This is a genomic window from Pseudoalteromonas sp. NCCP-2140 (genome assembly GCF_023708065.1).
Lineage (GTDB): Bacteria > Pseudomonadota > Gammaproteobacteria > Enterobacterales > Alteromonadaceae > Pseudoalteromonas.
On the sequence record NZ_BRCZ01000011.1, the window covers coordinates 85,283 to 111,604 of the forward strand.

At 42.2% G+C, this 26,322-nt stretch carries 24 protein-coding genes and 1 tRNA gene; 19 read left to right on the forward strand and 6 right to left on the reverse strand.

Annotation, left to right across the window (positions count from 1 at the left end; translation table 11 throughout):
• Positions 1-316: 316 nt before the first annotated feature.
• The 3 genes from groL to NFU46_RS17450 form a co-directional block, all read right to left on the reverse strand.
• Complete coding sequence (gene groL / locus NFU46_RS17440; RefSeq protein ID WP_054552424.1) at positions 317-1,963, reverse strand: chaperonin GroEL; 1,647 nt, start codon at positions 1,961-1,963, stop codon at positions 317-319.
• 51 nt (positions 1,964-2,014) lie between these two features.
• Positions 2,015-2,302 carry a co-chaperone GroES gene (locus tag NFU46_RS17445; protein WP_036973362.1) on the reverse strand — a complete coding sequence of 96 codons (288 nt, stop codon included), beginning with the start codon at positions 2,300-2,302 and terminating at the stop codon, positions 2,015-2,017.
• A gap of 143 nt (positions 2,303-2,445) precedes the next feature.
• Positions 2,446-2,922 carry an FxsA family protein gene (locus tag NFU46_RS17450; protein WP_054552425.1) on the reverse strand — a complete coding sequence of 159 codons (477 nt, stop codon included), beginning with the start codon at positions 2,920-2,922 and terminating at the stop codon, positions 2,446-2,448.
• Positions 2,923-3,084: 162 nt separating this feature from the next.
• On the opposite strand from NFU46_RS17450, the gene cutA reads away from it, so the two are divergent.
• The 15 genes from cutA to NFU46_RS17525 all read left to right on the forward strand — a co-directional run bounded on the left by cutA (position 3,085) and on the right by NFU46_RS17525 (position 18,736).
• Positions 3,085-3,405 (forward strand): divalent-cation tolerance protein CutA, encoded by a 321-nt coding sequence (gene cutA / locus NFU46_RS17455; RefSeq protein ID WP_054552426.1) that lies wholly within the window; start codon positions 3,085-3,087, stop codon positions 3,403-3,405.
• Positions 3,405-5,231, forward strand: coding sequence for a protein-disulfide reductase DsbD (locus NFU46_RS17460; protein ID WP_251603631.1), 1,827 nt, complete (start codon positions 3,405-3,407; stop codon positions 5,229-5,231). The genes cutA and NFU46_RS17460 overlap by 1 nt, the downstream gene beginning before the upstream one ends.
• A gap of 348 nt (positions 5,232-5,579) precedes the next feature.
• Positions 5,580-6,032 carry a type II 3-dehydroquinate dehydratase gene (gene aroQ / locus NFU46_RS17465; protein ID WP_175078906.1) on the forward strand — a complete coding sequence of 151 codons (453 nt, stop codon included), beginning with the start codon at positions 5,580-5,582 and terminating at the stop codon, positions 6,030-6,032.
• Positions 6,033-6,062: 30 nt separating this feature from the next.
• Positions 6,063-6,527, forward strand: a complete 465-nt coding sequence (accB, locus tag NFU46_RS17470) for an acetyl-CoA carboxylase biotin carboxyl carrier protein (protein WP_054552429.1) — start codon at positions 6,063-6,065, stop codon at positions 6,525-6,527.
• Between the two features lie 23 nt (positions 6,528-6,550).
• Positions 6,551-7,891, forward strand: coding sequence for an acetyl-CoA carboxylase biotin carboxylase subunit (accC, locus tag NFU46_RS17475; protein ID WP_054552430.1), 1,341 nt, complete (start codon positions 6,551-6,553; stop codon positions 7,889-7,891).
• A gap of 142 nt (positions 7,892-8,033) precedes the next feature.
• Complete coding sequence (gene tsaE / locus NFU46_RS17480) at positions 8,034-8,507, forward strand: tRNA (adenosine(37)-N6)-threonylcarbamoyltransferase complex ATPase subunit type 1 TsaE (RefSeq protein WP_055020890.1); 474 nt, start codon at positions 8,034-8,036, stop codon at positions 8,505-8,507.
• A 66-nt stretch (positions 8,508-8,573) separates the two neighbouring features.
• The gene (locus tag NFU46_RS17485) at positions 8,574-9,881 is read left to right on the forward strand and encodes an N-acetylmuramoyl-L-alanine amidase (protein ID WP_251603658.1); all 1,308 of its coding nucleotides are present in this window, start codon (positions 8,574-8,576) and stop codon (positions 9,879-9,881) included.
• A 23-nt stretch (positions 9,882-9,904) separates the two neighbouring features.
• Positions 9,905-11,749, forward strand: coding sequence for a DNA mismatch repair endonuclease MutL (gene mutL, locus NFU46_RS17490; protein ID WP_251603635.1), 1,845 nt, complete (start codon positions 9,905-9,907; stop codon positions 11,747-11,749).
• 15 nt (positions 11,750-11,764) lie between these two features.
• Entirely contained in the window at positions 11,765-12,682 is a 918-nt protein-coding gene (gene miaA / locus NFU46_RS17495) for a tRNA (adenosine(37)-N6)-dimethylallyltransferase MiaA (protein WP_175079159.1), read from the forward strand.
• A gap of 80 nt (positions 12,683-12,762) precedes the next feature.
• Complete coding sequence (gene hfq / locus NFU46_RS17500) at positions 12,763-13,026, forward strand: RNA chaperone Hfq (RefSeq protein ID WP_054552435.1); 264 nt, start codon at positions 12,763-12,765, stop codon at positions 13,024-13,026.
• A 17-nt stretch (positions 13,027-13,043) separates the two neighbouring features.
• On the forward strand, positions 13,044-14,333 hold the full coding sequence (gene hflX, locus NFU46_RS17505) for a ribosome rescue GTPase HflX (protein ID WP_054563491.1): 1,290 nt from the start codon (positions 13,044-13,046) through the stop codon (positions 14,331-14,333).
• A gap of 91 nt (positions 14,334-14,424) precedes the next feature.
• Complete coding sequence (gene hflK / locus NFU46_RS17510) at positions 14,425-15,591, forward strand: FtsH protease activity modulator HflK (RefSeq protein ID WP_054563492.1); 1,167 nt, start codon at positions 14,425-14,427, stop codon at positions 15,589-15,591.
• Between the two features lie 5 nt (positions 15,592-15,596).
• Positions 15,597-16,475 carry a protease modulator HflC gene (gene hflC / locus NFU46_RS17515; protein WP_175083044.1) on the forward strand — a complete coding sequence of 293 codons (879 nt, stop codon included), beginning with the start codon at positions 15,597-15,599 and terminating at the stop codon, positions 16,473-16,475.
• Between the two features lie 226 nt (positions 16,476-16,701).
• The gene (locus tag NFU46_RS17520) at positions 16,702-18,015 is read left to right on the forward strand and encodes an adenylosuccinate synthase (RefSeq protein WP_054552439.1); all 1,314 of its coding nucleotides are present in this window, start codon (positions 16,702-16,704) and stop codon (positions 18,013-18,015) included.
• Between the two features lie 112 nt (positions 18,016-18,127).
• Complete coding sequence (locus tag NFU46_RS17525) at positions 18,128-18,736, forward strand: tetratricopeptide repeat protein (protein ID WP_054563494.1); 609 nt, start codon at positions 18,128-18,130, stop codon at positions 18,734-18,736.
• Between the two features lie 50 nt (positions 18,737-18,786).
• Here NFU46_RS17525 and NFU46_RS17530 read toward each other — a convergent pair whose 3' ends face one another.
• On the reverse strand, positions 18,787-20,646 hold the full coding sequence (locus tag NFU46_RS17530; protein ID WP_251603637.1) for a sodium:proton antiporter: 1,860 nt from the start codon (positions 20,644-20,646) through the stop codon (positions 18,787-18,789).
• 909 nt (positions 20,647-21,555) lie between these two features.
• Between NFU46_RS17530 and proB the strand changes: the two genes are divergently transcribed.
• Both proB and NFU46_RS17540 read left to right on the forward strand, forming a co-directional pair.
• Positions 21,556-22,662 (forward strand): glutamate 5-kinase, encoded by a 1,107-nt coding sequence (gene proB / locus NFU46_RS17535; RefSeq protein ID WP_175079156.1) that lies wholly within the window; start codon positions 21,556-21,558, stop codon positions 22,660-22,662.
• Positions 22,659-23,906 (forward strand): glutamate-5-semialdehyde dehydrogenase, encoded by a 1,248-nt coding sequence (locus tag NFU46_RS17540; protein ID WP_062566637.1) that lies wholly within the window; start codon positions 22,659-22,661, stop codon positions 23,904-23,906. Before proB ends, NFU46_RS17540 begins: the two co-directional genes overlap by 4 nt.
• A 158-nt stretch (positions 23,907-24,064) precedes the next feature.
• Here NFU46_RS17540 and NFU46_RS17545 read toward each other — a convergent pair.
• A tRNA-Ala gene (locus NFU46_RS17545) sits at positions 24,065-24,140 on the reverse strand.
• Positions 24,141-24,305: 165 nt separating this feature from the next.
• Between NFU46_RS17545 and NFU46_RS17550 the strand changes: the two genes are divergently transcribed.
• Together NFU46_RS17550 and NFU46_RS17555 are read left to right on the forward strand one after the other, a co-directional pair.
• On the forward strand, positions 24,306-24,692 hold the full coding sequence (locus NFU46_RS17550; protein ID WP_054552444.1) for a hypothetical protein: 387 nt from the start codon (positions 24,306-24,308) through the stop codon (positions 24,690-24,692).
• Positions 24,693-25,193, forward strand: coding sequence for a prolyl-tRNA synthetase associated domain-containing protein (locus NFU46_RS17555; protein ID WP_062566636.1), 501 nt, complete (start codon positions 24,693-24,695; stop codon positions 25,191-25,193).
• Here the strand turns inward: NFU46_RS17555 and NFU46_RS17560 are convergent.
• A complete protein-coding gene (locus NFU46_RS17560; protein WP_251603639.1) occupies positions 25,160-26,296 on the reverse strand; it encodes an MFS transporter in 1,137 nt (378 codons plus the stop codon). The two genes, NFU46_RS17555 and NFU46_RS17560, sit on opposite strands and share 34 nt — an antisense overlap.
• Between the last annotated feature and the right edge of the window lie 26 nt (positions 26,297-26,322).

Below are 26,322 nucleotides of genomic sequence, written 5' to 3' on the forward strand. Positions count from 1 at the left end.
GATACAAAATGTATAATTGGAGCACTATTTATTAGTGCCTTTGTGATGAGCTAGGCTCTCACTACGGAAGGGTTAGTTTCCGCTTCCTCAACATTAAATATACTTTTTGGGTGCGATGACCGATGGCCTCGCTCTTTTCCAATTGCCTTAGCAATTGCAACGACATATCAACTCAAGGGAGTGATATTCCGGCAATCAGCTAAAACCCCCAATTGCCGGAGTCGATTACTAATTTTACAGGTGGTGGAAGTGAGTACATAAGTACTCACTGACAGATAGTCCTGCTAGGCTAGCGACCTACGCGACTCTCGTCGCACTACATCATGCCGCCCATACCACCCATGCCGCCCATGCCGCCCATATCTGGAGCAGCTGGCTCATCTTTCGGGATTTCAGCAACCATTGCTTCAGTTGTGATCATAAGACCCGCGATTGAAGCTGCGTACTGTAGTGCAGAACGCGTTACTTTAGTTGGGTCTAAGATACCCATTTCGATCATGTCGTTGTACTCGCCTGATGCTGCGTTGTAACCGTAGTTACCTTCACCGCCTTTTACTGAGTTAACAACAACAGATGCTTCGTCACCTGCGTTAGTTACGATTTGACGAAGTGGTGCTTCCATCGCACGTAGTGCAACTTTAATACCGTGGCTTTGGTCTTCGTTGTCGCCAGCAAGTTCAACAAGTTTGCTTGCTACGCGAACTAGTGCAACACCGCCACCTGGTACAACACCTTCTTCAACCGCTGCGCGAGTTGCGTGTAGTGCATCTTCAACGCGGTCTTTTTTCTCTTTCATTTCGATTTCAGTTGCTGCGCCAACTTTGATTACTGCAACACCGCCAGCTAGTTTAGCCATACGCTCTTGTAGTTTCTCTTTATCGTAGTCAGACGTCGCTTCTTCGATTTGTGCTTTGATTTGTGCAACACGACCATTGATGCCGTCTTCTTCGCCTGCACCGTCGATGATTGTTGTATCATCTTTAGTGATCACAACGCGCTTCGCTGTACCTAGGTCTTCGATTGTCGCTTTCTCTAGCTCTAAACCGATTTCTTCAGAAATAACAGTACCACCTGTTAACACTGCGATGTCTTGTAGCATTGCTTTACGACGGTCGCCAAAACCAGGAGCTTTAACCGCAGATACTTTAACGATACCGCGCATGTTGTTTACAACAAGTGTTGCAAGCGCTTCACCTTCAAGGTCTTCAGCAATGATAAGTAGTGGCTTGCTAGCTTTAGCAACAGCTTCTAATGTAGGTAGTAGCTCACGGATGTTAGATACTTTTTTATCTACAAGTAGAATGAATGGGTTGTCTAGCTCTACAGCGCCTTTTTCAGCGTTGTTGATGAAGTATGGAGAAAGGTAACCACGGTCAAACTGCATACCTTCAACTACGTCTAGTTCGTTTTCTAACGACTGACCTTCTTCAACAGTGATAACGCCTGAATCACGGCCTACTTTTTCCATTGCTTCTGCAATGATGTCACCGATTTCTTTATCAGAGTTAGCAGAAATAGTACCTACTTGTGCAATTGCTTTAGTGTCTGCACATGGAACAGAAAGTGCTTTAAGCTCTTCAACTGCCGCAGTAACTGCTTTGTCGATACCGCGCTTAAGGTCCATTGGGTTCATACCCGCTGCAACTGCTTTTAAGCCTTCGTTTACGATAGCTTGCGCTAATACTGTTGCAGTTGTTGTACCGTCACCTGCAGCGTCATTCGCTTTAGACGCTACTTCTTTAACCATTTGTGCGCCCATGTTTTCGAACTTGTCTTCAAGCTCGATTTCTTTTGCTACAGATACACCATCTTTAGTGATCACTGGAGCGCCGAATGATTTGTCTAATACAACGTTACGGCCTTTAGGACCTAAAGTTACTTTTACTGCGTTTGCTAAAATGTTTACGCCAGTTAGCATTTTGCCACGTGCGTCACCTGCAAAAAGTACTTCTTTTGCTGCCATGATTAAATTCCTCTTAAATTCTGTAAACGGGTTGCTAAACGAAAAGTAGGATTAACCTACAATGCCTAGAATGTTATCTTCACGCATGATCAGGTACTCTTGACCTTCGATCTTTTCAGCTTTTTCAACATAAGAGCCGAACAGCACAGTGTCACCGGCTTTAACTTCTAATGCTCTTACTTCACCGTTGTCTAAAACACGGCCATTACCAACAGCGATAACTTCTCCGCGAGTTGATTTTTCAGCTGCAGAGCCAGTTAATACAATACCGCCAGCAGACTTAGTTTCTTCTTCTAGACGCTTAACGATGACGCGATCATGTAAAGGACGAATGTTCATTTATTTAGTTCTCCTAACAGTTTCTGAACAGTACAGAAAAAATCTTGTGTTATTGCAGGGGAGTGCTAAGCCACCCGTTGCGTTTCATTGCATTCATTAATGGGGGTGGCTTAAAAAAATCCAAGTACAAAAATTAAAAAATTTTAATCTTTTCGCTCAAATTCACCATCGATAGTTGTCGGTTGATGGTTTGGCTCTTCATGAGTGGTTGTTTTACTATGGTATTGGAAGTGTGCAGAGCCTTGATTTGCCTGCGAACTCATGCGCACAGTTGCCTGACTAGCTAGGCCTGCAGCCAGTTTGTTGCGGATTGCTGGCGTGAGTAGTAAAAAGCCAAAAAAGTCAGTCATAATGCCTGGTGTCATTAATAAAACACCGGCGATAATGACACATAATCCAGTAAATAATTCTTTTGCAGGCATTTGCCCTTGTGCCATTTGTAATTGCACGTTTTGAATCGCGCCCATACCTTGCTGCTTCACTAATTTCGCACCGACAATCGCGGTCACAATTACAAGCGCTATGGTGGCAAAGCCGCCGATCACTTCACTCACTTGGATGAGTAACGCGATCTCCACAATCGGCACTAAAATAAATAACAAAAACAAAAATCTAAACATAACGCTCTCTAAAAAATGTCATTCTCTTTCGAGTCAGTGAAATATAAATTGGGGTGAACAGGTCATTTTTCAAGACGGAACCTAGGATCACCTTGCTCGCTACACATTATAGTTACTATCGGCTACTATGGTGCGACTCATGTAATCAAATAAAGGTTCCTTATGACTACGCATTTTCGACTTATTTTTACTACTTGTGCAAATGAGGCTGAAGCCCGTCAGTTGGCACAACATCTAGTTAAAGAAAAGCTAGCTGCTTGTGTGAACATTTTGCCTACTATTGAATCTATTTACATGTGGGAAGGCGAGGTGACTCAAGCTATTGAGAGTAAGTTACTGATCAAAACTAAGTCAGAAAAAATGAATGAGGTGATCCAAACTATCAAGAAATTGCATAGTTATGAGGTGCCTGAAATTCAGGTCGTTGATGTGGCTACAGGCAATTTAGCCTATTTTAATTGGATGGATGAGGTACTTAATTAATGCGATCGTTCCTTTTATTACTTTGTGCATTGTTGCTAATGCCAGCAAGCGCAAGTAATAACAATTTACTTGGAAATCTACTACAACCTGCGGAGCAAACATTTCTCCCAGTTGATCAGGCTTTTGTTTTCGATTTTGACCAGCAAGGCAAAACCTTATTTATTGGCTGGGATATTGCGCCTGATTATTACCTTTATAAAAAGAAAGTCGAAATTATTGCCAAAGGCGCAGATATTGAAATTCCTGATCTTGGCAAGGGCGTGATTATTGAGGATGAATTTTTTGGTAAGACCGAGGTATTCTTTGATTCGTTAAGTGTGGTTTCTAAGCTTAGTAACGTCACAGAAGGTGCGGTTGTTAAAGTGCGTTTTCAAGGCTGTGCCGAGGCGGGGTTATGTTATCCGCCAGAAGTTAGAACCATTCCTTTATCTGTGATTGCAGGTGAGCAAGTATCACAGGCTGCAGATGCGGGGAATGCATTGGCTGCATTAACACAAGCAGCCGATACTAATGAAGCGTCATCAGCCCCTTCTCAAGAAGTTTCAAAACCAGCTGGTGAGCAGTCATATACCGATAAGCTGGCATCGCAAGGTTTACTAACTAACCTAGTAATCTTCTTTTTAGTTGGTGTTGGTCTTGCCTTTACGCCATGCGTATTCCCAATGTTTCCGATTTTGTCGAGCCTTATAGCGGGTCAGCAGAATTTATCGACTAAAAAAGCGTTCTCGCTGTCATTTGTATATGTACAAGGTATGGCCGTTACTTACGCAGCACTGGGTTTAGTGGTTGCATCATTAGGTGGGCAAGTACAAGGGTATTTACAGCATCCTACTGTACTAATTAGCTTTAGTATCTTATTTGTATTGCTGGCAATGTCGATGTTTGGCTGGTACGAAATCAAATTACCTAGCGGTATGATGAATAAACTTACTCAGGTTAGTAACCAGCAAAAAGGCGGCAATTATGTTGGCGTATTTATGATGGGTGTACTGTCTGGTTTGATTGCTTCACCGTGTACAACAGCGCCATTATCTGCTGCTTTACTCTATGTAGCGCAAAGTGGTGACTATCTCGTCGGTGGTTTAACACTTTATGTGCTCAGTTTAGGCATGGGCTTACCGTTATTATTACTGGGGACTTCTGGCGGTAAATTACTACCAAAAGCCGGTGGTTGGATGGAGCAAGTGAAAACCCTATTTGGTTTCATCATGCTAGTTGTACCACTTATTCTGCTTGAGCGTATTGTTGATATTGAAATCATTTGGTTAATGGCGGGTTTATTAGCACTTGCTACAGCGCTTTATTTACATCATTGGCAAAGTGGTCAATCACAAGGCAAGCTAAAAACAGCATTGTGGTTTGCAGCAACCTTATTGGTTGTGACTGGGGCGAGTTTAACGAAAAATTATTTTTGGCCTAGTAAAGTGGTGGTTACTGAAGCTGCTGTAAAAACACATGGTTTTAGACAAGTTGCTAATCTAAGTGAATTAAAAGAAGAAATTGCACAGGCAAGTAGCGAAGGGCGCTTAGTAATGGTCGACTTATATGCCGACTGGTGCGTTGCGTGTAAAGAGTTTGAGCACTACACGTTTCCTGACGCTAAAGTGCAAGAGCAATTTGCTCACTTTGAATTAATTCAAATCGATTTAACACAAAGCGATGCAAAAACCATAGAGCTAATGGAAGAATACACGGTATTTGGTTTACCGAGCATTTTGTTCTTTGATAGCCAAGGTAATGAGCTTTTAGAGCAACGTGTAACAGGCTTTTTAAATGCCAAAGACTTTGCAGAACATTTAGCAAAAGTTCGAAATAGCGCTAAATAAACGCAAACGTGCAAGAAAATAGCAAAACGCCACTCATCTGAGTGGCGTTTTTGTATCAGCATCATAAAAAATACTTATTTTAAGTGAAAAATAGCAAATTCACTGATTGAAGTTCAATTAATCAGCAGGAAAACGCTTAGAATGACCCTGTTGTGTGCCTTGCTATGCTTGACTTTGCCACGAATAGGGAGTGATTAGACCAGTATTTTGCTGCTATTTACGTCGAAATATCTATAATAGGTGGTTAACGTGAGAAATAGTTGCTATTTTACATCAGCACGCTTAGGTTAAGCGTGGGTTTATGATGAATATTGTTAAACTGCTTACTTATAGGATATATCGCGTATTATGGCTGCAAAATTCAAACTTTTAGTTCTAAATGGGCCAAATTTAAACATGCTTGGCAAGCGTGAACCAGAAAAGTACGGTACTCAATCTCTTGATGAGATTATAGCTGAACTTAGTCAGGTTGCTGCCAGTCTCAATGTTGATTTAACGCATTTCCAAAGTAACAGTGAAGCTGCATTAATAGAACGCATTCACGATGCATGGCAAACGGTTGATGCAATTATTATCAACCCTGCTGCATTTACGCATACAAGCGTAGCCTTACGGGATGCATTACTTAGTGTAAACATTCCCTTTTACGAGGTGCATTTAACTAATGTGCATGCTCGAGAAGCATTCCGTCATCATTCGTATTTTTCGGATGTGGCACAAGGCGTCATTATTGGATTAGGAGCAATGGGTTATAAGGTGGCACTTGAAGCTGCTGTTAGCCGGTTGCAAAACACACATTAATTTTTAAATAACTAACAGGCGGGTCGTTCAATGGATATTCGCAAGATCAAAAAACTTATCGAATTAGTAGAAGAATCTGGTATTGCTGAATTAGAAATCACTGAAGGTGAAGAGTCAGTACGCATCAATCGTAACAATATGTCTGCAGCACCTGCAATGCAGTATGCACCACAACAGTTTGCAGCACCTGCGCCAGCAGCGGCACCAGCTCCAGTAGCAGAGGCTCCAGCAGCAGAAGCGGCTGCTCCAGCTGCACCGACTGGCCATCAAGTTAAATCTCCTATGGTTGGCTCATTCTACTCAGCGGCTTCTCCAGAAGCAGCACCATACGTAGAAGTAGGTTCTAAAGTAAATGTTGGCGATACGTTATGTATCGTTGAAGCAATGAAGATGATGAACCAAATCGAATCTGATAAAGCAGGCACAGTAAAAGCTATCTTAGTTGAAAATGGCGAGCCAGTAGAATTCGATCAACCTTTATTCATCATTGAATAATAGCGCAACAAAAGGCCAACTCTATGTTAGATAAAGTAGTCATTGCAAACCGAGGTGAAATTGCACTTCGCGTACTGCGCGCCTGCAAAGAGCTTGGGATCAAAACTGTTGCTGTGCATTCAACGGCAGACCGTGATCTTAAGCACGTGTTACTGGCAGACGAAACAATTTGTATTGGTAAACCAGCAGCCACTGAAAGTTACTTAGATATTCCGCGCATTATTGCAGCGGCAGAAGTAACAGACGCAGTTGCTATCCACCCAGGTTATGGTTTCCTTTCTGAAAATGCAGACTTTGCTGATCAAGTTGAGCAAAGCGGCTTTGTATTTATCGGTCCTAAAGGCGACACAATTCGTTTAATGGGTGACAAAGTTTCTGCAATCGAAGCGATGCGTAAAGCCGGTGTACCTTGTGTACCAGGTTCTGATGGCCCATTAACGGCAGACAGCGAGCGCAACATTCAAATCGCTAAGCGTATTGGTTACCCTGTAATCATTAAAGCAGCAGGCGGTGGCGGTGGTCGTGGTATGCGTGTTGTTCGCAGCGAAAAAGAACTGATTGATTCAATCGCTCTTACTCAGCAAGAAGCAAAGCAGTTCTTCGGTAATGGTATGGTTTACATGGAAAAATTCCTTGAAAACCCACGTCACATCGAAGTTCAAGTACTTGCAGACGGTCAAGGCAATGCAGTTCACTTAGGTGAGCGTGATTGTTCAATGCAACGTCGTCACCAAAAAGTTGTTGAAGAAGCGCCAGCGCCAGGTATCACAGCTGAAATGCGTAAGTTCATTGGTGACCGTTGTACTCGTGCATGTATCGAAATCGGTTATCGCGGTGCAGGTACGTTCGAATTCTTATACGAAAACGGCGAGTTCTATTTCATCGAAATGAATACCCGTATTCAGGTTGAGCACCCAGTAACAGAAATGGTCACTGGCGTTGACTTAATCAAAGAGCAGCTAAAAATTGCAGCGGGTCAACCATTATCATTCACACAAGAAGATGTGGTTATTCGTGGTCATGCAATTGAGTGTCGTATTAATGCGGAAGACCCAGACACCTTTATTCCATCACCAGGTAAAATCACGCGATTCCACCCTGCTGGCGGTTTAGGTATTCGTTGGGACAGCCACATCTACGCAGATTACACAGTACCACCTCATTACGATTCAATGATTGGTAAGTTGATCTGTTACGGTGAAAACCGTGATGTAGCTATTGCTCGTTCACGCAATGCGTTAAACGAATTAGTGATCGATGGCATCAAGACCAACACACCACTGCACAAGAAAATCTTGGCAGATGAAAACTTCCAAAACGGTGGTACAAACATCCACTACCTTGAGAAGAAACTAGGTCTGTAAACAAAATTCTGTTTAAGCTAAAAAGCCGGCAACTTTGCCGGCTTTTTTTTGTCAAACTAGGCATAAGAGCGGCTCTCGCCTTACAAAATTATTCTGGTATGATTAACAAAGTAATGTGTTTTTAGTTTTTCATGAGGTAATAATGACCGACAGTGTTGGTTTTCCACTCGCTGATGAAGCAGCAACGGTTAATATGGGTAAGCAACTTGCAACCTTGATGGAGCAAGGGGCAGTCATCTATTTACATGGTGATTTAGGTGCCGGTAAAACGACATTAACCCGTGGTATCGTGCAAGGTTTCGGTCATCAAGGTAAGGTTAAGAGTCCGACTTATACACTGGTTGAGCCTTACCAATTAGCTAAAGCTGATGTCTATCACTTTGATTTATATCGCTTAGGTGACCCTGAAGAACTTGAATATATGGGAATTCGTGACTATTTTTCACCACAGGCTATTTGTGTTGTGGAATGGCCTGAAAAAGGCGGCGAATTTATTCCAACACCGGATCTTGATATCACCCTGCGCTATGAAGGCGAGGCGCGTGCCATTGCAATTAACAGCTTAACCGAACGTGGTCAGGCAATTGTTCAGCAACTTAAGAGCGCGCAAGAATAAACATATAAAAATAAAGGTGTATTAGTAAAAATGGGTCGTTGTACGTTTAAACTATTAACTACTTTGATGTTATTGGTTGTGAGCCAAATTGCGCTTGCACAAAATACTATTAATAGCGTACGTGTGTGGCCTTCACCTGACAGCACTCGTGTGGTCTTTGATTTAAACGATAAACCTGATTTCAGCTATTTCATGCTGAAAAATCCAGCTCGTTTAGTCATTGATTTAAAAAATACCGACAAACTAGATAGCTTGCCTGCTATTCCTAAAAAGCATCAGATTGTTTCTAAACTACGTTACTCGAAACCTAAAGATAGCAAAAGTGTGCGCTTTGTTTTTGAGCTAGCCCGTGCTAGTAAACCCGTTGTGTTTGCTTTACTACCTACCGACCCATACAAGCATCGTTTAGTGGTTGACCTTGTTGATAAAACACCGAAGGCAGAGCCTGTTGCTTCGACCAATACCAGTGTGAAAAAACGTGAGCTTCATCAAGAGCGCGATATAGTTATTGCCATAGACGCAGGTCATGGTGGTGAAGACCCTGGTTCAATTGGTCCATCGGGCACTTATGAAAAAGACATTACGCTACAAATAGCGAAGCGCTTAGAGCGAATGATAGATGCTGAAAAAGGCATGATTTCGCGGATGGTGCGCCGTAGTGACTACTTTGTAAATCTAAACACTCGTACTAGCATTGCCCGTAAGAAAAAAGCTGACTTCTTTGTGTCGATTCATGCGGATGCCTTTACTAGTCCACAACCAAACGGTGCTTCTGTGTGGGTGCTATCACTACGCCGTGCTAATTCAGAAATCGGTAAATGGATTGAGGATAAAGAAAAACACTCGGAGCTTTTAGGTGGTGCAGCTGGGGTATTAAAAGATACCGCAAGCGAAAAATATTTAGCGCAAGCACTGCTAGATATGTCGATGGATCACTCGATGAAAACAGGCTTTAGTGTCGCAGAAGAAGTGGTTAGCGAATTACGAAAAGTGGCTAAAATGCATAAGAAACGCCCACAAGCGGCGAGCCTTGCAGTATTAAAGTCACCTGATATTCCCTCTATTTTGGTTGAAACAGGGTTTATCTCGAATCCACGCGAAGAGCGAATGCTAAAAACGGCGCAGCATCAGGAGCGCTTAGCTAAAGCAATTTTCACCTCGATTAAAAATTACTATATGCAAAACCCGCCAGATGACTCGCTTTTCGCTAAGTTAAAGTCGCAGTTTCCGACTAAACACAAAGTTCGCCCTGGTGAGTCGTTAAGTATTTTAGCAAGCAGATATAACACCTCTGTGAGTAAGCTAAAAACGGCCAACAACTTAAAATCAAATACCTTATTTATTGGTCAAGAGCTTGATATTCCTCAAAGCTAGTCAATTTTCGTGTTAGGAACACTATGAGTATAGAAATACTACCCGCGCGATTGGCTAACCAAATTGCTGCGGGTGAAGTGGTTGAACGCCCAGCATCCGTTGTTAAAGAGCTGGTAGAAAACAGTTTAGATGCTGGCGCAACGCGCATTCAAATAGATATTGAGCGTGGCGGTCATAAGCTTATTCGCATTCGCGATAATGGCTCTGGCATTAATAAAGATGAGCTAACATTAGCCTTGTCGCGCCATGCCACGAGTAAGCTTAAGTCACTCGATGACCTAGAGAACATCTGTTCACTTGGCTTTCGTGGTGAAGCGTTAGCATCAATTAGTTCTGTTTCTCGCTTAACCTTAAGCTCAAAGCCAAAGCAGCAAGAGGCTGCATGGCAAGCGTTTGCTGAAGGTCGTGATATGGCGGTGCAGATTAAGCCAACCGCACACCCTGATGGCACCACCATTGAGGTGAAAGACTTATTTTTTAATACCCCTGCGCGACGTAAATTTCTTCGCACCGAGAAAACCGAGTTTTCACATATTGATGAGCTTATTAAGCGTATTGCGCTGAGTCGTTTTGATGTTTCTATTACCCTGACTCATAACGGCAAAGTTGTCCGTCAATACCGTGCTAAACCAAACCCTGAGCAAGCAATAGCGCGTGTTGCTCAAGTTGCTGGCAAAGCATTTAGTGAGCAGGGGCTGCATATTCAATCAGGTGAAGCTGGTTTGATGCTGCGCGGTTGGGTATTACCCGTGGGCTCAACGAATAGCACGCAATATACCTATGTGAATAATCGCATGATGCGCGATAAACTCATTTTGCATGCAATCCGCCAAGCCTTTGAAGAAGTCGCAGGCTCAGAAGAGCTACCCGGTTTTGTCATTTATATTGATATTGACCCACGTCAGGTCGATGTAAACGTGCACCCAGCAAAACATGAAGTGCGTTTTCATCAAGGCCGTTTAGTGCATGACTTTATCCTGCAGGCAATAAAACAAGTGGTGGTGCCGCTTCAGCACGAAGCTGGTTTTACAGAGCATAATGACACTGCTTTTCAGCATGCTCCGTTTGATGAGACGCACTCAAGCAGCACACAGCCAAGTTTTACTCAATCAGCGCCAACAGAGCAGTATGATTACCCTAAATCTGAATTACAGCCGACACGTTCAGCGAGTTATTCTGGGGCAACAGGAGCAGGGCGCTCTAGCGGTGGTTTTAGTAGTGACAGCCAAGGTCGCAGTAAAACATCGCACCAAGATGTCAATGCATTTTATCAAGGGATCAGCGAGCAACATGCTGCGCATTTTGACCAAGTACGCCCAGAACCAAGTGTTACAGCACCGGTTGTAGAGCAAGCAAAGCTTGCCAAGCTTATTCATGTACGAGAAGGCGAGTGCGTATTTAGTGAAGACAACCAACTCTTTGCTGCGCACTTTAAGCATGCATTAGCACTCGACTGGCAAGCGCACGTAGAGCAAGCAGGTAGCCTTGATGGCAAAGCCTTGTTGTTACCTGTGCGAGTAAATGCAAGTGCTGATGATATTAGCGCGTTAAATGCTCAGCAGTCGTGGTTTACCTTACTTGGTTTTGATTTAGTCATTGAAAAACAGTTTGTGATGGTGAAAAAGCTTCCGCCTTGTGTCTATTTACTTGATGTAAGTGATGCTATTGAGCGACTTATTGCAGGCTGTAAAGCCTCACCAAGTTCACTCGATGAATGGTTAGCTTGGTTAGCTCAGCAAATCCCAGCACGCTATTACGCAAGCCAAGCCTTTTTGGAGCAAGTGGCTCGGTTAGAAAATAATCCACAAACTATGCAACGTTTACGTCAAAAAGCAGTTAAAATAGAACTATCTCAGTTTTTAAACTAAGCAAGGTATTTAGGCTTGAATAACTTACCCGTCATTTTTTTAATGGGACCAACCGCTGCAGGGAAAACAGATTTAGCAATTTCGCTGTGTGAGCATTTAAACACAGAAATAATCAGTGTTGATTCAGCATTAGTCTATAAAGATATGGACATCGGCACCGCAAAGCCAAATGCCGAAGAGCTTGCTCGTGCGCCGCATCACTTGATCGATATTATCGACCCAGCAGATAGTTATTCAGTGGCAGATTTTCGCCGTGATGCAATTGAAAAGATTGATCTATTTCATCAGCAAGGTAAAGTACCTGTATTGGTTGGCGGTACAATGATGTATTTTAAGTCACTTATTGATGGCTTATCACCGCTACCAGAGGCATCACCTGAAGTACGTGCTGAACTTGAAAAGGAAGCAAAGCAGTTTGGCTGGCCACATTTGCATAAAGAGCTTGTGAAAATCGATCCTGATGCAGCGAACAAAATGAGCGAAAATGATTCGCAAAGAATTAATCGTGCATTAGAAGTGTATCGTATTACAGGTAAAACAATGACTGAGCTGCAAAAACAAAAGCAGCCTGAGCTTCCTTATACTTTCCATCAATTTGCCATTGCACCTGATGATCGCAGTGAATTACATCAGCGAATTGAGAAAAGGTTTAAAATAATGCTCGACCAGGGGTTTGAAAATGAAGTTTCATCCCTATATAAACGTAAGGATTTACACCCAGACCTGCCTTCGATTCGTTGTGTGGGTTATAGACAAATGTGGGATTACATTGCTGGCGAAATTGACTATGATGAAATGGTCTTTCGTGGTATTGCAGCCACACGGCAGTTAGCCAAGCGACAACTCACTTGGTTAAGAGGTTGGCCTGAAGTAACTTGGTTGACCACGGGTGATGAAGAAAACTTGCAACGTGTAGTAAGTTCGCTAAGCTAGTAGTAGCTGGAAGTTTTTTAGCTTTGTTAAATTAGTTCAGCTACTTAATTATAATAACACCTAGAACGAAGGAAAATAACATGGCAAAAGGCCAGTCGTTACAAGACCCATTTTTAAATGCGTTACGTCGTGAGCGCATTCCAGTATCAATCTTTTTGGTTAATGGCATTAAATTGCAGGGTAAAATCCAGTCATTTGACCAATTTGTTATTTTACTTGAAAACACCGTAAATCAAATGGTGTATAAACACGCTATTTCAACTGTTGTTCCAGCGCGTTCTGTTAACTTCCAAGGCGTTCAAGGAAGTGATGATTCAGAAGAGCAAGAATCTGGAAATTTTTAAACTTAGGAGCGTAATGCTTGTTTGACCGTTATGAAGCCGGCGAACAGGCAGTTTTAGTTCATATCGACTTACCTAAAGAGGGGGATCGCGAAGATCTTCACGAATTAGAGTTGTTGGTATCTTCTGCTGGTGTTAGTAGTTTGGCGATTGTGCAAGGCAGTCGTCAAGCACCACATCCGAAACTTTTCGTCGGGACCGGAAAAGCAGAAGAAATCGCTGAAACTGTCAAAATCCACAATGCAGATGTCATCATTTTCAACCATCAACTTAGCCCGTCACAGGAACGCAATTTAGAAAGCGTTTGCCAGTGCCGCGTTCTTGATCGTACGAGTTTGATCTTAGATATTTTTGCGCAGCGAGCGCGTACTCACGAAGGTAAACTTCAGGTTGAGTTAGCTCAGTTACGCCACATTTCTACTCGCTTGATCCGTGGTTGGACCCACCTTGAAAGACAAAAAGGCGGGATAGGTTTACGTGGTCCGGGTGAGACCCAGCTCGAAACCGATAGACGATTACTGCGTGCAAGAATTAAAAACATTCGTGCCCGTTTAGATAAAGTTGCTGTTCAACGTGAGCAGGGACGACGTGCGCGTACGCGCAATGAAATTCCAACTGTGTCACTGGTAGGTTACACCAATGCGGGTAAATCAACGTTATTTAACCGTATTACAGACTCAGATGTGTATGCTGCTGACCAGCTGTTTGCAACCCTAGATCCAACCTTACGTAAGTTGGATATCGGCGATATAGGTCCAATTATTTTAGCTGATACGGTAGGCTTTATTCGTCACTTACCACACGACCTTGTTGCAGCATTTAAAGCAACCTTAACAGAAACCCGTGAAGCTGATTTACAGCTACATGTTATCGATGTGGCAGACCCTCGTCGAAAAGAAAATATTGAGCAAGTACAGTCTGTTTTAAAAGAAATAGAAGCAGATGAAGTGCCGCAATTATTGGTTTATAACAAAATTGATGCGCTAGATGACGTTGCGCCACGTATAGATAGAAATGACGAAGGTCAACCAGTACGAGTCTGGTTGTCGGCGCGCACTGGCGTTGGTTGTGAACTGCTGAGTGAGGCAATTAATGAGTTACTTGCCAAAAAGATGTTTGCTGATGAGCTAAAATTACCACCACAACATGGTCGTATTCGCGCAGCATTATTCAACTTAAATGCAGTTCATCAAGAGTGTTTTGATGAGCAAGGAAACTGGTTATTATCGGTACGCTTGCCAATGGCAGAATGGAATCGCTTGAAAAAAGAGATGGGACAAGACCTAGACTCTTTCGTAGTGACTGATTAAAAATCACCAGCATTTGTCTTTTTTAGTATGAGAAATGCTGTAGATTTGATAGATTTAACCTAATTCATTTAGATAACAATGGAGTATAGCTATGGCCTGGAATGAACCGGGTAATAATGGCAATGATAAAGATCCGTGGAATAATAAAGGCGGAAAAGATCAAGGCCCACCTGATTTAGACGAGGTAATGCGTAAGTTCGGCAACAAGTTTGGCGGTTTATTTGGTGGTAATAAGCCAGGTAAAAACGGCGGTGGACTTGGTGGCGCAGGCATTTCTTTCATCCTTATTATTGCCATCATTGTATGGGCATTAAGTGGTATTTACACGGTAAAAGAAGCTGAGCGCGGTATTGTTTTACAATTTGGGCAATACGATCGCATTGCAGAACCTGGCTTACGTTGGAAAATGACCTTCATTGAACGCGTGATCCCTGTTGATATCGAAGCGGTACGCTCGTTATCTGCTAAAGGTTTTATGCTTACCGAAGACGAAAACGTGGTAAATGTAGAGTTTGAAGTACAGTACCGTGTTATCGACCCACATCTTTACAAGTTCAGCGTTACTGATGCTGACCACAGCTTACAACAAGCACTTGATAGTGCATTACGTTATGTAATTGGCCACGTAAAAATGGACCAAGTACTAACAACAGGTCGTGAGTTAGTGCGTCAACAAACGTGGGATGAGCTTAACAAAATCATCGAGCCATACAATCTAGGTATTATTGTAAGTGATGTGAACTTTAAAGATTCACGTCCGCCGGGTGAAGTAAAAGACGCGTTTGATGACGCTATTGCTGCACAAGAAGATGAAGAGCGTTTCATCCGTGAAGCAGAAGCCTATGCTCGTGAAATTGAACCTCGTGCCCGTGGTCAAGTTACTCGTATGACGCAAGAAGCAGAAGCGTACCGTGAACGTATTACATTAGAAGCACAAGGTGAGGTAGCGCGTTTTGAAAAGCTATTACCTGAGTACCAAGCTGCTAAAGAGGTAACTCGTAAACGTCTTTACATCGATGCGATGGAAGAAGTGCTAGGTAACAGCTCTAAAGTGTTAGTTGATGTTGAAGGTGGTAATAACATGATGTATTTACCGCTTGATAAAATCATGGAAAAGCAAGGTACAGCAACACGTGTTGCATTACCAAGCTCGAGTGATATCAAAGACCTTCGCAATAAAATAAACACGTCGCGTAACAGCACGGTAAATTCAAGCAATGACCGTTTCGCAACTGACCGTTTTAATGAGGGGAGATAAGCAAGATGAAAAATTTTAGTTTAGTAATACTTGCCATTGCTATTGTGCTGTCTTTCTCTTCAATTTTTGTTGTGCAAGAAGGCGAGAAAGCAATTGTACTGTTATTCAGCAAAGTTGAAAAAGACAGTGATGATAAAGCGGTAGTGTACGGCCCTGGTTTACACCTAAAAGTGCCTTTCTTTAGCCAAGTACGTCGTTTAGATGCACGTATTCAAACGCTAGATGGTGCACCTGACCGTTTCGTAACAAGTGAGAAAAAAGACTTAATCGTTGATTCTTACGTTAAGTGGCGCATTAATGACTTTAGTGCATTCTACCTGCGTGCCCGTGGTGATAAGCAATACGCTGAAACACTACTTAAGCAAAAGGTGAACAACGGTCTGCGTACTAATTTCGGTTCTCGTACTATCAGAGAGATCGTTTCTGGTGAGCGTAGTGAGCTGATGGAAGAAGCATTAGTTCAAGCGTCTGAAAGTGCACAAGAGCTAGGTATTGAAGTACTTGATGTACGCGTTAAGCAAATTAACTTACCACAAGAAGTGAGTAGTTCAATCTTCCAACGTATGCGTGCTGAGCGTACTGCGGTTGCAAAAGAGCACCGTTCTGAAGGTCAAGAGAAAGCTGAAACAATTCGTGCAGAAGTCGACCGTCGTGTAACAGTAATGCTTGCAGACGCTGAGCGTAATGCGCGTACTGTTCGTGGTCAAGGTGATGCCGATGCCGCAGCTATCTATGCTAACGCTTATAACAAAGATGCAGAATTCTTTGGTTTTATGCGCAGCCTAGAAGCGTACAAAAATACCTTTAAAAATAAGCAAGACGTGATGGTGATTTCACCTGATAGCGACTTCTTTAATTATATGAAAGGTACAAAAGCACAGTAATTAATATTTGTGTGATAAAAAGCCCTGCAGTTTGTAGGGCTTTTTTTGTTTCTGCACGTGATTAATTTTTATCCTTAACTATTTTATAAACCCCTGTTCTGCATGTAGTTGTTTAAGTAATTAAGATGATAAAAATTCAGGCGCAGAAAAAATAAGCTAAACGGGGTGATCTTTCACCTCGTTTTCTGATAAAATCTCGTCCTAATTTTTTCTAAGTGAATTTGCAATGGGTAAAAACGTTGTTGTACTAGGCACCCAATGGGGTGACGAAGGTAAGGGTAAGGTAGTTGACCTCCTTACAGACAAAGCATCTTTAGTAGTTCGTTATCAAGGTGGTCATAACGCAGGCCATACTCTGGTAATCAACGGTGAAAAGACGGTTTTACACCTTATTCCATCGGGTGTATTACGTGACAATGTTAAGTGTGTGATCGGTAACGGTGTTGTTTTATCACCAGAAGCATTAATGAAAGAAATCGGCATGCTAGAAGAGCGTGGCGTACCAGTACGTGAGCGCTTATTAATCAGCGAAGCATGTCCATTAATTTTACCTTTCCACATTGCATTAGATTTAGCCCGTGAAAAAGCACGTGGCGATAAGCCAATTGGTACTACAGGTCGTGGTATCGGTCCAGCTTATGAAGATAAAGTAGCACGTCGTGGTTTACGTGTAGGTGACTTATTCAACCCTGAACAGTTTGCTAGCAAGCTTAAAGAAGTATTGGAATACCATAACTTCACATTAGAGCATTACTACAAAGCTGAACCAGTTGACTTCCAAAAGACATTTGACGATGCAATGGCTATCGCAGATATCTTAAAAGCAATGGTTGTTGATGTTACAGAGCTTCTTGATCAAACGCGTTTAGCGGGCGACAACATCTTATTTGAAGGTGCGCAAGGTACATTACTTGATATCGACCACGGTACTTACCCGTACGTAACATCATCAAACACAACAGCTGGTGGTGTAGCAACAGGTGCTGGTTTTGGTCCATTACACCTTGATTACGTGCTAGGTATTATTAAAGCTTACACTACACGTGTAGGTTCTGGTCCATTCCCTACAGAGCTTTACGACGGTCTTGATAAGCAAGATCCAGTTGGTAAGCACTTAGGTGACAAAGGTCATGAGTTCGGTGCAACGACAGGTCGTTTACGCCGTACAGGTTGGTTAGATGCAGTGGCAATGCGCCGCGCAGTGCAAATCAACAGCATCTCAGGTTTCTGTTTAACTAAACTAGACGTTTTAGATGGTTTAGAAACATTAAAAATCTGTACTGGTTACCAGTTAGAAGATGGCACAGTAACGAACGTTACACCATTAGCAGCTGAAGGTTACGAGAAAGTAACACCAGTATACGAAGAGATGCCAGGCTGGTCAGAAAACACAGTAGGTGCTACGTCAGTTGATCAATTACCGCAAGCGGCACTTGATTACATCAAACGTATTGAAGAAATCACTGGTGTTCCAGTTGATATCATCTCTACTGGCCCAGATCGTGTAGAAACTATGGTATTACGCAGCCCGTTTGCATAATCGTCATAGTGACTGAAAAAGCTGCCTCGGCAGCTTTTTTTGTGCCCAAAATTCACTCTGGAATGATAATTGTATATTATTTGCTAAGACTGACTTTATTTAAGTGATTTTGATGCGTGTTTTATTGCCTTTAACATTACTCTTCTCAAGCCTAAGCATGGCTGAAGAGCCTATAACAGCTGTGCCTCTGTACACAGAGAGCGAGTTAATTGGCTTGATCAATAAAAATGCACACCTAGCACGTGTAAAGGCAGATGATTGCCAGTTAGTGCAAGATATCGAGGCACGAGCCAATAAAATGGCACTACCATCATATCAGTTCCTGTATGGCGATATGCTAGCTTATGCAGTGTGTGTAGACCGCAATGTAGAGTTAGGGGTTTATTACATGCGTCAGGCTGCTCAACAAGGGCTAGGCGCGGCATTAGAGCAACTTGGTCGCTACTACGATGTAGGCCAGTTAGTGCAGCAAGATAAAGCGATGGCGGTAACCTATTTACGAGAAGCATCAGCCCAAGGCAACTTAAAGGCACAAATGCGACTGGTTAACCTATTTAATCAAGGTTATGGCAGCCCGCGCGATTATGAAGATGCCTACCGTTGGTTATTCCACTCAATGGTTGCCGATAAAGCAACTCACAAGAAAGTCGAAAATTTACTCGCTAAGCTTGCCGAAAAAATGCCAGACAGCGTCGTTGCACGCGCCCGTTTACCTATGTAGGCAAATAAAAATACATGCAAATAAAAAGGCCAGCTAATGCTGGCCTTTTTTTATTTCTCTTCTTTAGTTTCTTTTGGTTTGCCGTTGTTCGGGTCTTTTAGTACCGATAATTTAGGTGGCTGTAGTGCCACAATACGTTCACCTACTTGCGGTGTTTTTTCCATATTTGTAGTGAACGGGCGAATTTTAATAGGTGAATCGTCATCATCACTTTTCTCACCATTTAAAATAAACAGCGGGATAGCTTCGCTATTAACGTCTTTGTATTGCTCCCAACTAAACTCTTCTGAAATACGTGTTGCACTGACTTTGCCGCCTTTGGCAATTAAGCTACTTAAGCGCGCATAAGCGCCATTGTCGCCAAACAGAATTTGTCGCGATAAGAAGGTCGCACTGTCTTTATTTGCTTTAGCGTGGTTGGTTGAAGAACGCAGTGAAAATACATCTTTTTCGTCAAGTAAATGCGAGAAATACTGCACGCCTAATGCGTTGTGGTGACGGTTAGGCGAAAGCGCGAGTACGCTACGAATCGTCGTTAACGGTAAATAACGCTCAGCATGCTCTGACTGCGGATTACCATAGTAACAAGGTAAGCCATCCATGCGTGCCATTTTGCAGTTCTCCCATGCAGGATCAGACAAGTGCACGGGAATGTTTTGATCTTTTAAACCGCGTGCGATGGCTCTTGCTACATGGTTGGCACCAATAATCAAAATTGTATTTGGTGCAGGTTGGCGCACTTTTAACAGCTTTGCCAATGGTGTTGCCGTTAAGCTTTGTAGTACTACAGTGACAATGATCACCGTGAATATGAGTGGTACCATTTTTTCAGCATCGGCAATGCCAGCTTCCACCATACTTAACGCGAATACAGAGCCTACCGCAGCTGCAACAATACCTCGCGGAGCAATCCAAGCCAGCACTAAACGAGACTTGATAGGTAAGTCGGTTTTAAAAGTCGATATTGCAATACACGCTGGGCGAGCCACAAAAAGCACGATGGCTAAGAAAATAAACACATCGCTATGTAACATCATTAAATCTGATAGCTGTAGGCGGGCTGCAAGTAAGATGAATAACGATGAAATCAAGATCATCGAAAGGTCTTCTTTAAACTCAAGTACAGAGTCAATTTCAAGTTCGTCTTGGTTGGCAAGCCAAATACCAAACACGGTAACGGCGAGTAGGCCAGATTCATGGCTTAGGTGGTTTGAAACCGTAAAACTGATGAGTACTAAGGCAAGAATACCAAACTTGTGTAACTCAAACGGCAGCCACTCTCTACGAATAAGCAGCGTTGTAAGCCAGCCTGCAACCACACCAATGGTTAAACCTACACCGAGAGTTTTAAATAACGCGATAATGGTATGACTTAGTACCTCGCCTTGGCCTACCAGCATGACAGCTTCAAAAACCAATACAGCAAATAAGGCACCAATAGGGTCTATTACTATGCCTTCCCAGCGTAAAATGCGGTCTATGTCTTGGTTTGGTCTCATAGAGTTTAATAACGGTGCAATAACCGTAGGGCCTGTTACAACAAGTACCGCACCAAGTACAGCGGCTACACGCCAATTAAGTTCTAGAATCCAATAGGCACTTAAACTTATCACCAAACATGTTGTGATCATTCCGATTGAACAAAGGTTACGAACTACCTTGCCAATCCCTTTAAGTTCTCGAAAGTGCAGAGTGAGTGAACCTTCGAATAAAATCACTGCCACACTTAAAGAAACCACTGGGAATAATAAATCTCCCAACAATGCATCTGGTTCTAGTACGCCACTAAAAGGCCCGAGAATTAAACCTGTTAGTAGTAAAAATAAAATAGCCGGTACACGAAACGCCCAAGCTACCCATTGTGCTAATACTGAGCACAAGGCGATCCCTGCTATAAAAATTGCTGACATAGAATGAATTATCCTTTAGTTACTACAATTTAAAATGCCAACGCCTTAGATAATCGCGTCATTAGTTGCTGACATTATTAAAATAACGCTTGCCTATTAAAGCCTACTCACCGTCATGGATACAAGCAAACTCGTTGCTTCAAATACGATTTTAGTCGTTATTAATACTTTTTGGGTGTGTTTATGAATTTAAACCCTGCTAGGCTCATTAAAAATTATTACACAATAAAATTGCGCGCCTAAGATACTGTTAATAAATGTATATTTTCTATGTTTATGGTAAGTATAAAAGTTATGACTACTTTTTGCACTTGATCTTTGCCCCTGATTTCCCGTATTATAGTTCGTGTTCAAACAATTTGATATCTAAATAGTTATTAGCTTTAGAGACACTCTTTATAGCTTAGCTTTCTGAAAAGATACTTGTTTGCGACATTATTAGTGTTTTATACACTTTGTTTTCTAATTAAATAGAAATGAGCTCTAAGTTGTTCAGTGCATATTTATTACGTGTTGAATAGAATATAAGTTCATTATCTGGTCAATGTTTAGCTCCCATCGTGGCAGCTAAATCTCGGTCATACAATCTACACCCTATCTGTTGGTGTACCAGATTGTATAGGCTCTATGTATGTTGTTATTAATAAAAGCCGCACACAGCTTTTTACAGCGATACATAAACAACACTTATCTTTTTTTATCAACTTATGGTTTATAACCGTTTGGTCTACTGACTGAATAAAAGTTGTGCTATATCTAATCGCAGTACTTGCGTGGCGTAGTCGTGTGCATAGATAAGTGGTTTGGCAAAGTGATAATAGTCAGTGCGTTTAGTAAAGCTAAGCGCGAGTCTTTTAATCAGTGGCAAATTGGCACTGAACAGATAGTAAAATGGAAAGTTGAACAGTTATGCAAAAGTTAAATTGGCGACGTATAGTACTAAAAGTAGGTAGCGCATTAATCGCACCCGAACAAGACGGGTGTCGCTCTCGTTATTTACTGACCATTGCACAGTTCATCGTTCGCTGTCGAGCGCAAGGTATCGAAGTTATTTTAGTATCATCGGGTTCGGTAGCTGCTGGTTCTCATTTATTCCCTGAACAAGAAAAACGTTCAGTGACGATGAAAAAAGCAATGGCTGCTGCCGGTCAGACAGAAATGATGGCGATGTGGGATCGCTTCTTTGATTTCCCATCAGCACAGATTTTATTAACTCATGGTGACTTACGTGACCGTGAGCGTTACACAAGTATCCGTGAAACCGTTTTCACCTTACTTGAGCATGGTGTATTACCTATCATTAATGAGAATGACACGGTAACTACCGACGATTTAAAAGTTGGCGACAATGATAACTTGTCGGCAATGGTAGCCGCAGCGGCGGACGCAGATGCATTGATGATTTTTTCGGATGTTGATGGTCTTTATGACAAAAACCCGAATTTGCATGAAGATGCAGTGTTATTACCTGAAATTGACAGCATCGATGAATCAATTTACGCCATGGCCGGTTGTGCAACCAGTGCCGTTGGTACAGGTGGTATGAAAACGAAAATCGAAGCGGCTGAAAAAGCCACTTCACATGGTATTACAACCTTTATTTTAAATGGTTTTAAAGAAGAGACATTTAACCGACTGCTTGCGGGTGACAACCCAGGTACTATCTTCACACCATACGAAAAACCAATGCAAGAAGCAGTGCATTGGATGACTCACACCGCTAATGAGCAAGGTGAGGTTGTCGTGGAAGGTTCATTCGATGAATCATTAACAGATGAAGACGGTTGTATTCGTAGCGATGAAATCGTTGCAGTACATGGAGAATTTGGCGTAGGCGATACCATATTAGTTCGTAGTGATGATGGTACGCGTCTAGCAAAAGCAACAGCGAACTACAGTAGCTGTTTATTGAATTTTATTGCTGACAACGAGCAAAGTGAATTTAGCGAAAAAATGCAAGATTCAATCGGCCCAGTTGTTTCAGAGAAAGATATCGCATTATTGGAGAAGTCATGAGTTTAATTACGGATATTTCGAGTCAAGCTGCAAAAGCTGCAACCCAGTTAGCTTTACTTGATACTGCTACTAAGAATCAAGTGTTAACTGAGATGGCAGAGGCGCTACGCGAAAGCAAAGCCTTTATCATCAAAGAGAACGAAAGCGATTTAGCGGCAGCACGTGATAACAACCTTGCTGCATCGATGATTGACCGTTTAACGCTTAACGATGAGCGTATTGAAGCAATGGCCGAAGGTATCGAAGTAATTGTTAGCCTTGATGATCCTGTAGGTCAATTACGTGAAATTTCAGAGCGTCCAAATGGTATTAAGATCAGCAAGATGCGCGTACCATTGGGTGTTGTATGTATGATTTATGAAGCACGTCCAAATGTGACGGCTGATGCCGGTGCGTTATGCTTTAAATCGGGTAATGGTGTTATTTTACGTGGTGGTAAAGAAGCACTACGTAGCTCGCAAGCAATCGCAAGTGTAATGCATAAAGTACTTGAAAAGCATGGTTTACCTGCTGCGTTGATTTCAGTGATCCCAGATCCAGACCGTGGTCTACTCATGGAGCTGATGCAACAGCGTGAAACAATTGATTTAATCATTCCGCGTGGTGGTGAAGGTTTAATTAATTTTGTAACAGAAAACAGCACTATTCCAGTGATTCAGCACTTTAAAGGTGTATGCCACCTTTATGTTGATAAAGACGCTGATTTAAACGTTGCAATCAATTTACTATTAAATGGTAAAACTCAGCGAACTGGTGTGTGTAATGCGCTAGAAGGCTTAGTGGTTCACCAAGATATTGCTGATGAGTTTTTAAATCTGTGTGCAGTTGTTCTTCGTCAAGAAGGCGTAAAAGTAAATGCAGATGCGAAAGCTGCTGAGTACTTTGATAATGCAACAGTACTTGCTGACGACGAGTTTGGTGAAGAATATTTAGATTTAGAAATCGCAATTAAAGTTGTACCTGACTTTGCTGGTGCCATTGATCATATTGCTAAGTTTGGTTCAAACCACACAGAAGTGATTTGTACTAAAGACCAAGCTGCAGCGCAGTTATTCCAACGCAGCGTGGATGCATCAGTGGTGATGGTCAATGCGTCATCGCGTTTTTCTGATGGCTCACAGTTAGGTTTAGGTGCTGAGATTGGTATTGCGACAACTAAGCTACATGCTTATGGTCCTATGGGTCTAGAGTCACTTACAACTGAAAAATACCTAGTGAATGGCGAAGGCCAAATTCGTGAATAATCACTAAAAAGTAATTGCTTAAAAAGCCGGGCTTTGCTCGGTTTTTTTGTGTTTAAAATAAAACGAAGACGGCAGAAAGACTAATAAAGTCGCTTTAATTTAGATTGTATTGGTTTTTATTTAGTATTTGGCAGATTGCCTAAAGAGAGGTAGGAAGGTGGTGGAGCTAAGCAGGATCGAACTGCTGACCTCCTGCGTGCAAGGCAGGCGCTCTCCCAGCTGAGCTATAGCCCCACATTCCTAAATACAGGATGCTTAAGTCTTGCGTCTCAAGCGGGGTGAACTTTAAATATTTTTGCATTTGTGGTCAAGTATTTTTTTTAAAATGTTCGATTTTTTACTCTGTTGTTTTATTTTTGGTAGACTAAAGCGCATTCACTGTTCAAGGCTTATCCAATAATGAAAAAAATAGCATGGCTTTTGGTTGTTTTACTTGCCGGTTGCGCAAGCCAAGAAGAAGCGCCTCCTTTTGAAATCAATAATAAGCAGTTTTACGAAAAAAATGATGAGCAAGGCAATAAAATCTTTGCCTATGTGGTGTCAGTTAAAGCACAGGGCAGACGCCCGATTAATCTTGATAAGCCAATGACACGCAGGCAGTTTAAAGATTTTGCCGAGCAAGAAGTATTTGAAGAGTCGAGCAACTTAAAACTTATGCTCGAAGACCAAGCGGTTGAATTATTAAATGAAGAGCTTAAAGAACGACAATACTGCGACGATAAACACGTTATTGACGAAGTATTATGGCGTGATTTAAGTGTGCAATTACGAGGACGTTGTTTGTAAATGTATGCAGATAAAAGCAAGTTAGCTGCTACGCTAGCTCAATTAGATATTAATTATGATGTGATTGAGCATCCACCATTACACGGCAGCTTAGATGCCGATAAGTTTATGCTCGATAGACCGGGCACACGTTTAAAAAACCTGTTTTTACGAGATAACGAAGGTAAGCGCCACTTTTTAGTGATCACCGCTCACGATAAGCAGCTCGACTTAAAAGCCATTGCTCAGCAGCAGGGGTTATCGCGTTTAGGGTTTGCATCCGATGAGCGATTAGCGCGTTATCTTAAAGTGCCACCGGGCTGTGTTTCTATGTTGGCACTGTTAAACGATAAGCAAAATAATGTCACTCTTTGGCTAGACCAAGAAATTTGGTTTAACGAGCTTTTTCATTGTCACCCTTTTGAAAATACCGCCACTTGGCTGATGAAAAAAGGCGACTTAGAGCTGTTTTTTGAAAGTACCGGGCATCAACCGCGTATCGTATTTCTACCTGCCAAATAAACTAAGCTTAAACCTACTAAGCAGACTAAAAGTAGCACGGTCATAAAGGCAACTTGGCCGTGTTGCTGATATACCAGCCCTGGCAATAATGAACCTAATGCGCCACCGCTATAATAAAACGATACATAACCGCCATTGGTGACACTTGCAGGTGCGCTGCTGATTTTATTTACCAGTGGAGCGGCACTTGAGTGGATAACAAACATTGCACCGCAAAAGCCAGTAAAAGCAATAACAAAAAGTAATAACTGTTGGCTCATCAATAGCACCATCGTCAGGCTATAGAATACAAAAACCCAGGTTAGTAAACGCCAAGGTGTTGATGACTTTCGTAACAGCCAAGGTGTGGCTATAGAAGCTAGTGCACCAAGCAAATAACCGCTGTAAACCAGTCCGATGTCTCGGGTGTTAGTGATAGCAAAACTGTCTTGCAGAATGAAAGGTAAATAATTTAACAGTGCCGCAAAACAAAAGAACATACAAAACACCGCTCCGTAGAGCTTTAATACCAGCGGATCTTTTAATTGCTTTAGATACAATAGCGGCGACTTTGCAGCATGAATACTCGCGCCTTTGTTTGATTTAGGAATGGCGAGTGCAAACAGTACTAAGCCAAGCGCAATCACATAATAAAAACTTTGCCAGCTTAAAAAGTCAGTAAACAAAGCAGCGAGCATACGTCCGAAGTAGCCACCAACAATGGTACTGCCAATGTAAAGCGTCATATTACGTTGCAATTGGTCAGCCTGAAAAGTCACACCAATATAACTGGTCATAGCGGTGAGCGCTGCGGGTAGGGTGATCCCTTGTATAAAACGAACCAGTAATAGCAACTCAAAGCTTGGTGCTAAAGTAAAAGCGATACAGCTGATTGCTAACACAAGCATAGCAATCTTTAGAATTGTTAGTGGGCTTCGCTTAGCTAAAAACAAGCCATACACTAAAGGAGCAATTGCTAGTGGCAACATAGTAGCGGTCATTAAGCTACCAGCAGTAGCAGGTGACACAGAAAAATGACTAGCAAATAATCCAAGTAAGGGTTGTGGGGCGTATAAAACAAAGAAAATAAACACAGAGCAAAGTAACAAATGTCGCAGCTGCATTTTTAGCTCCCAAGAGGAAAAGCCCT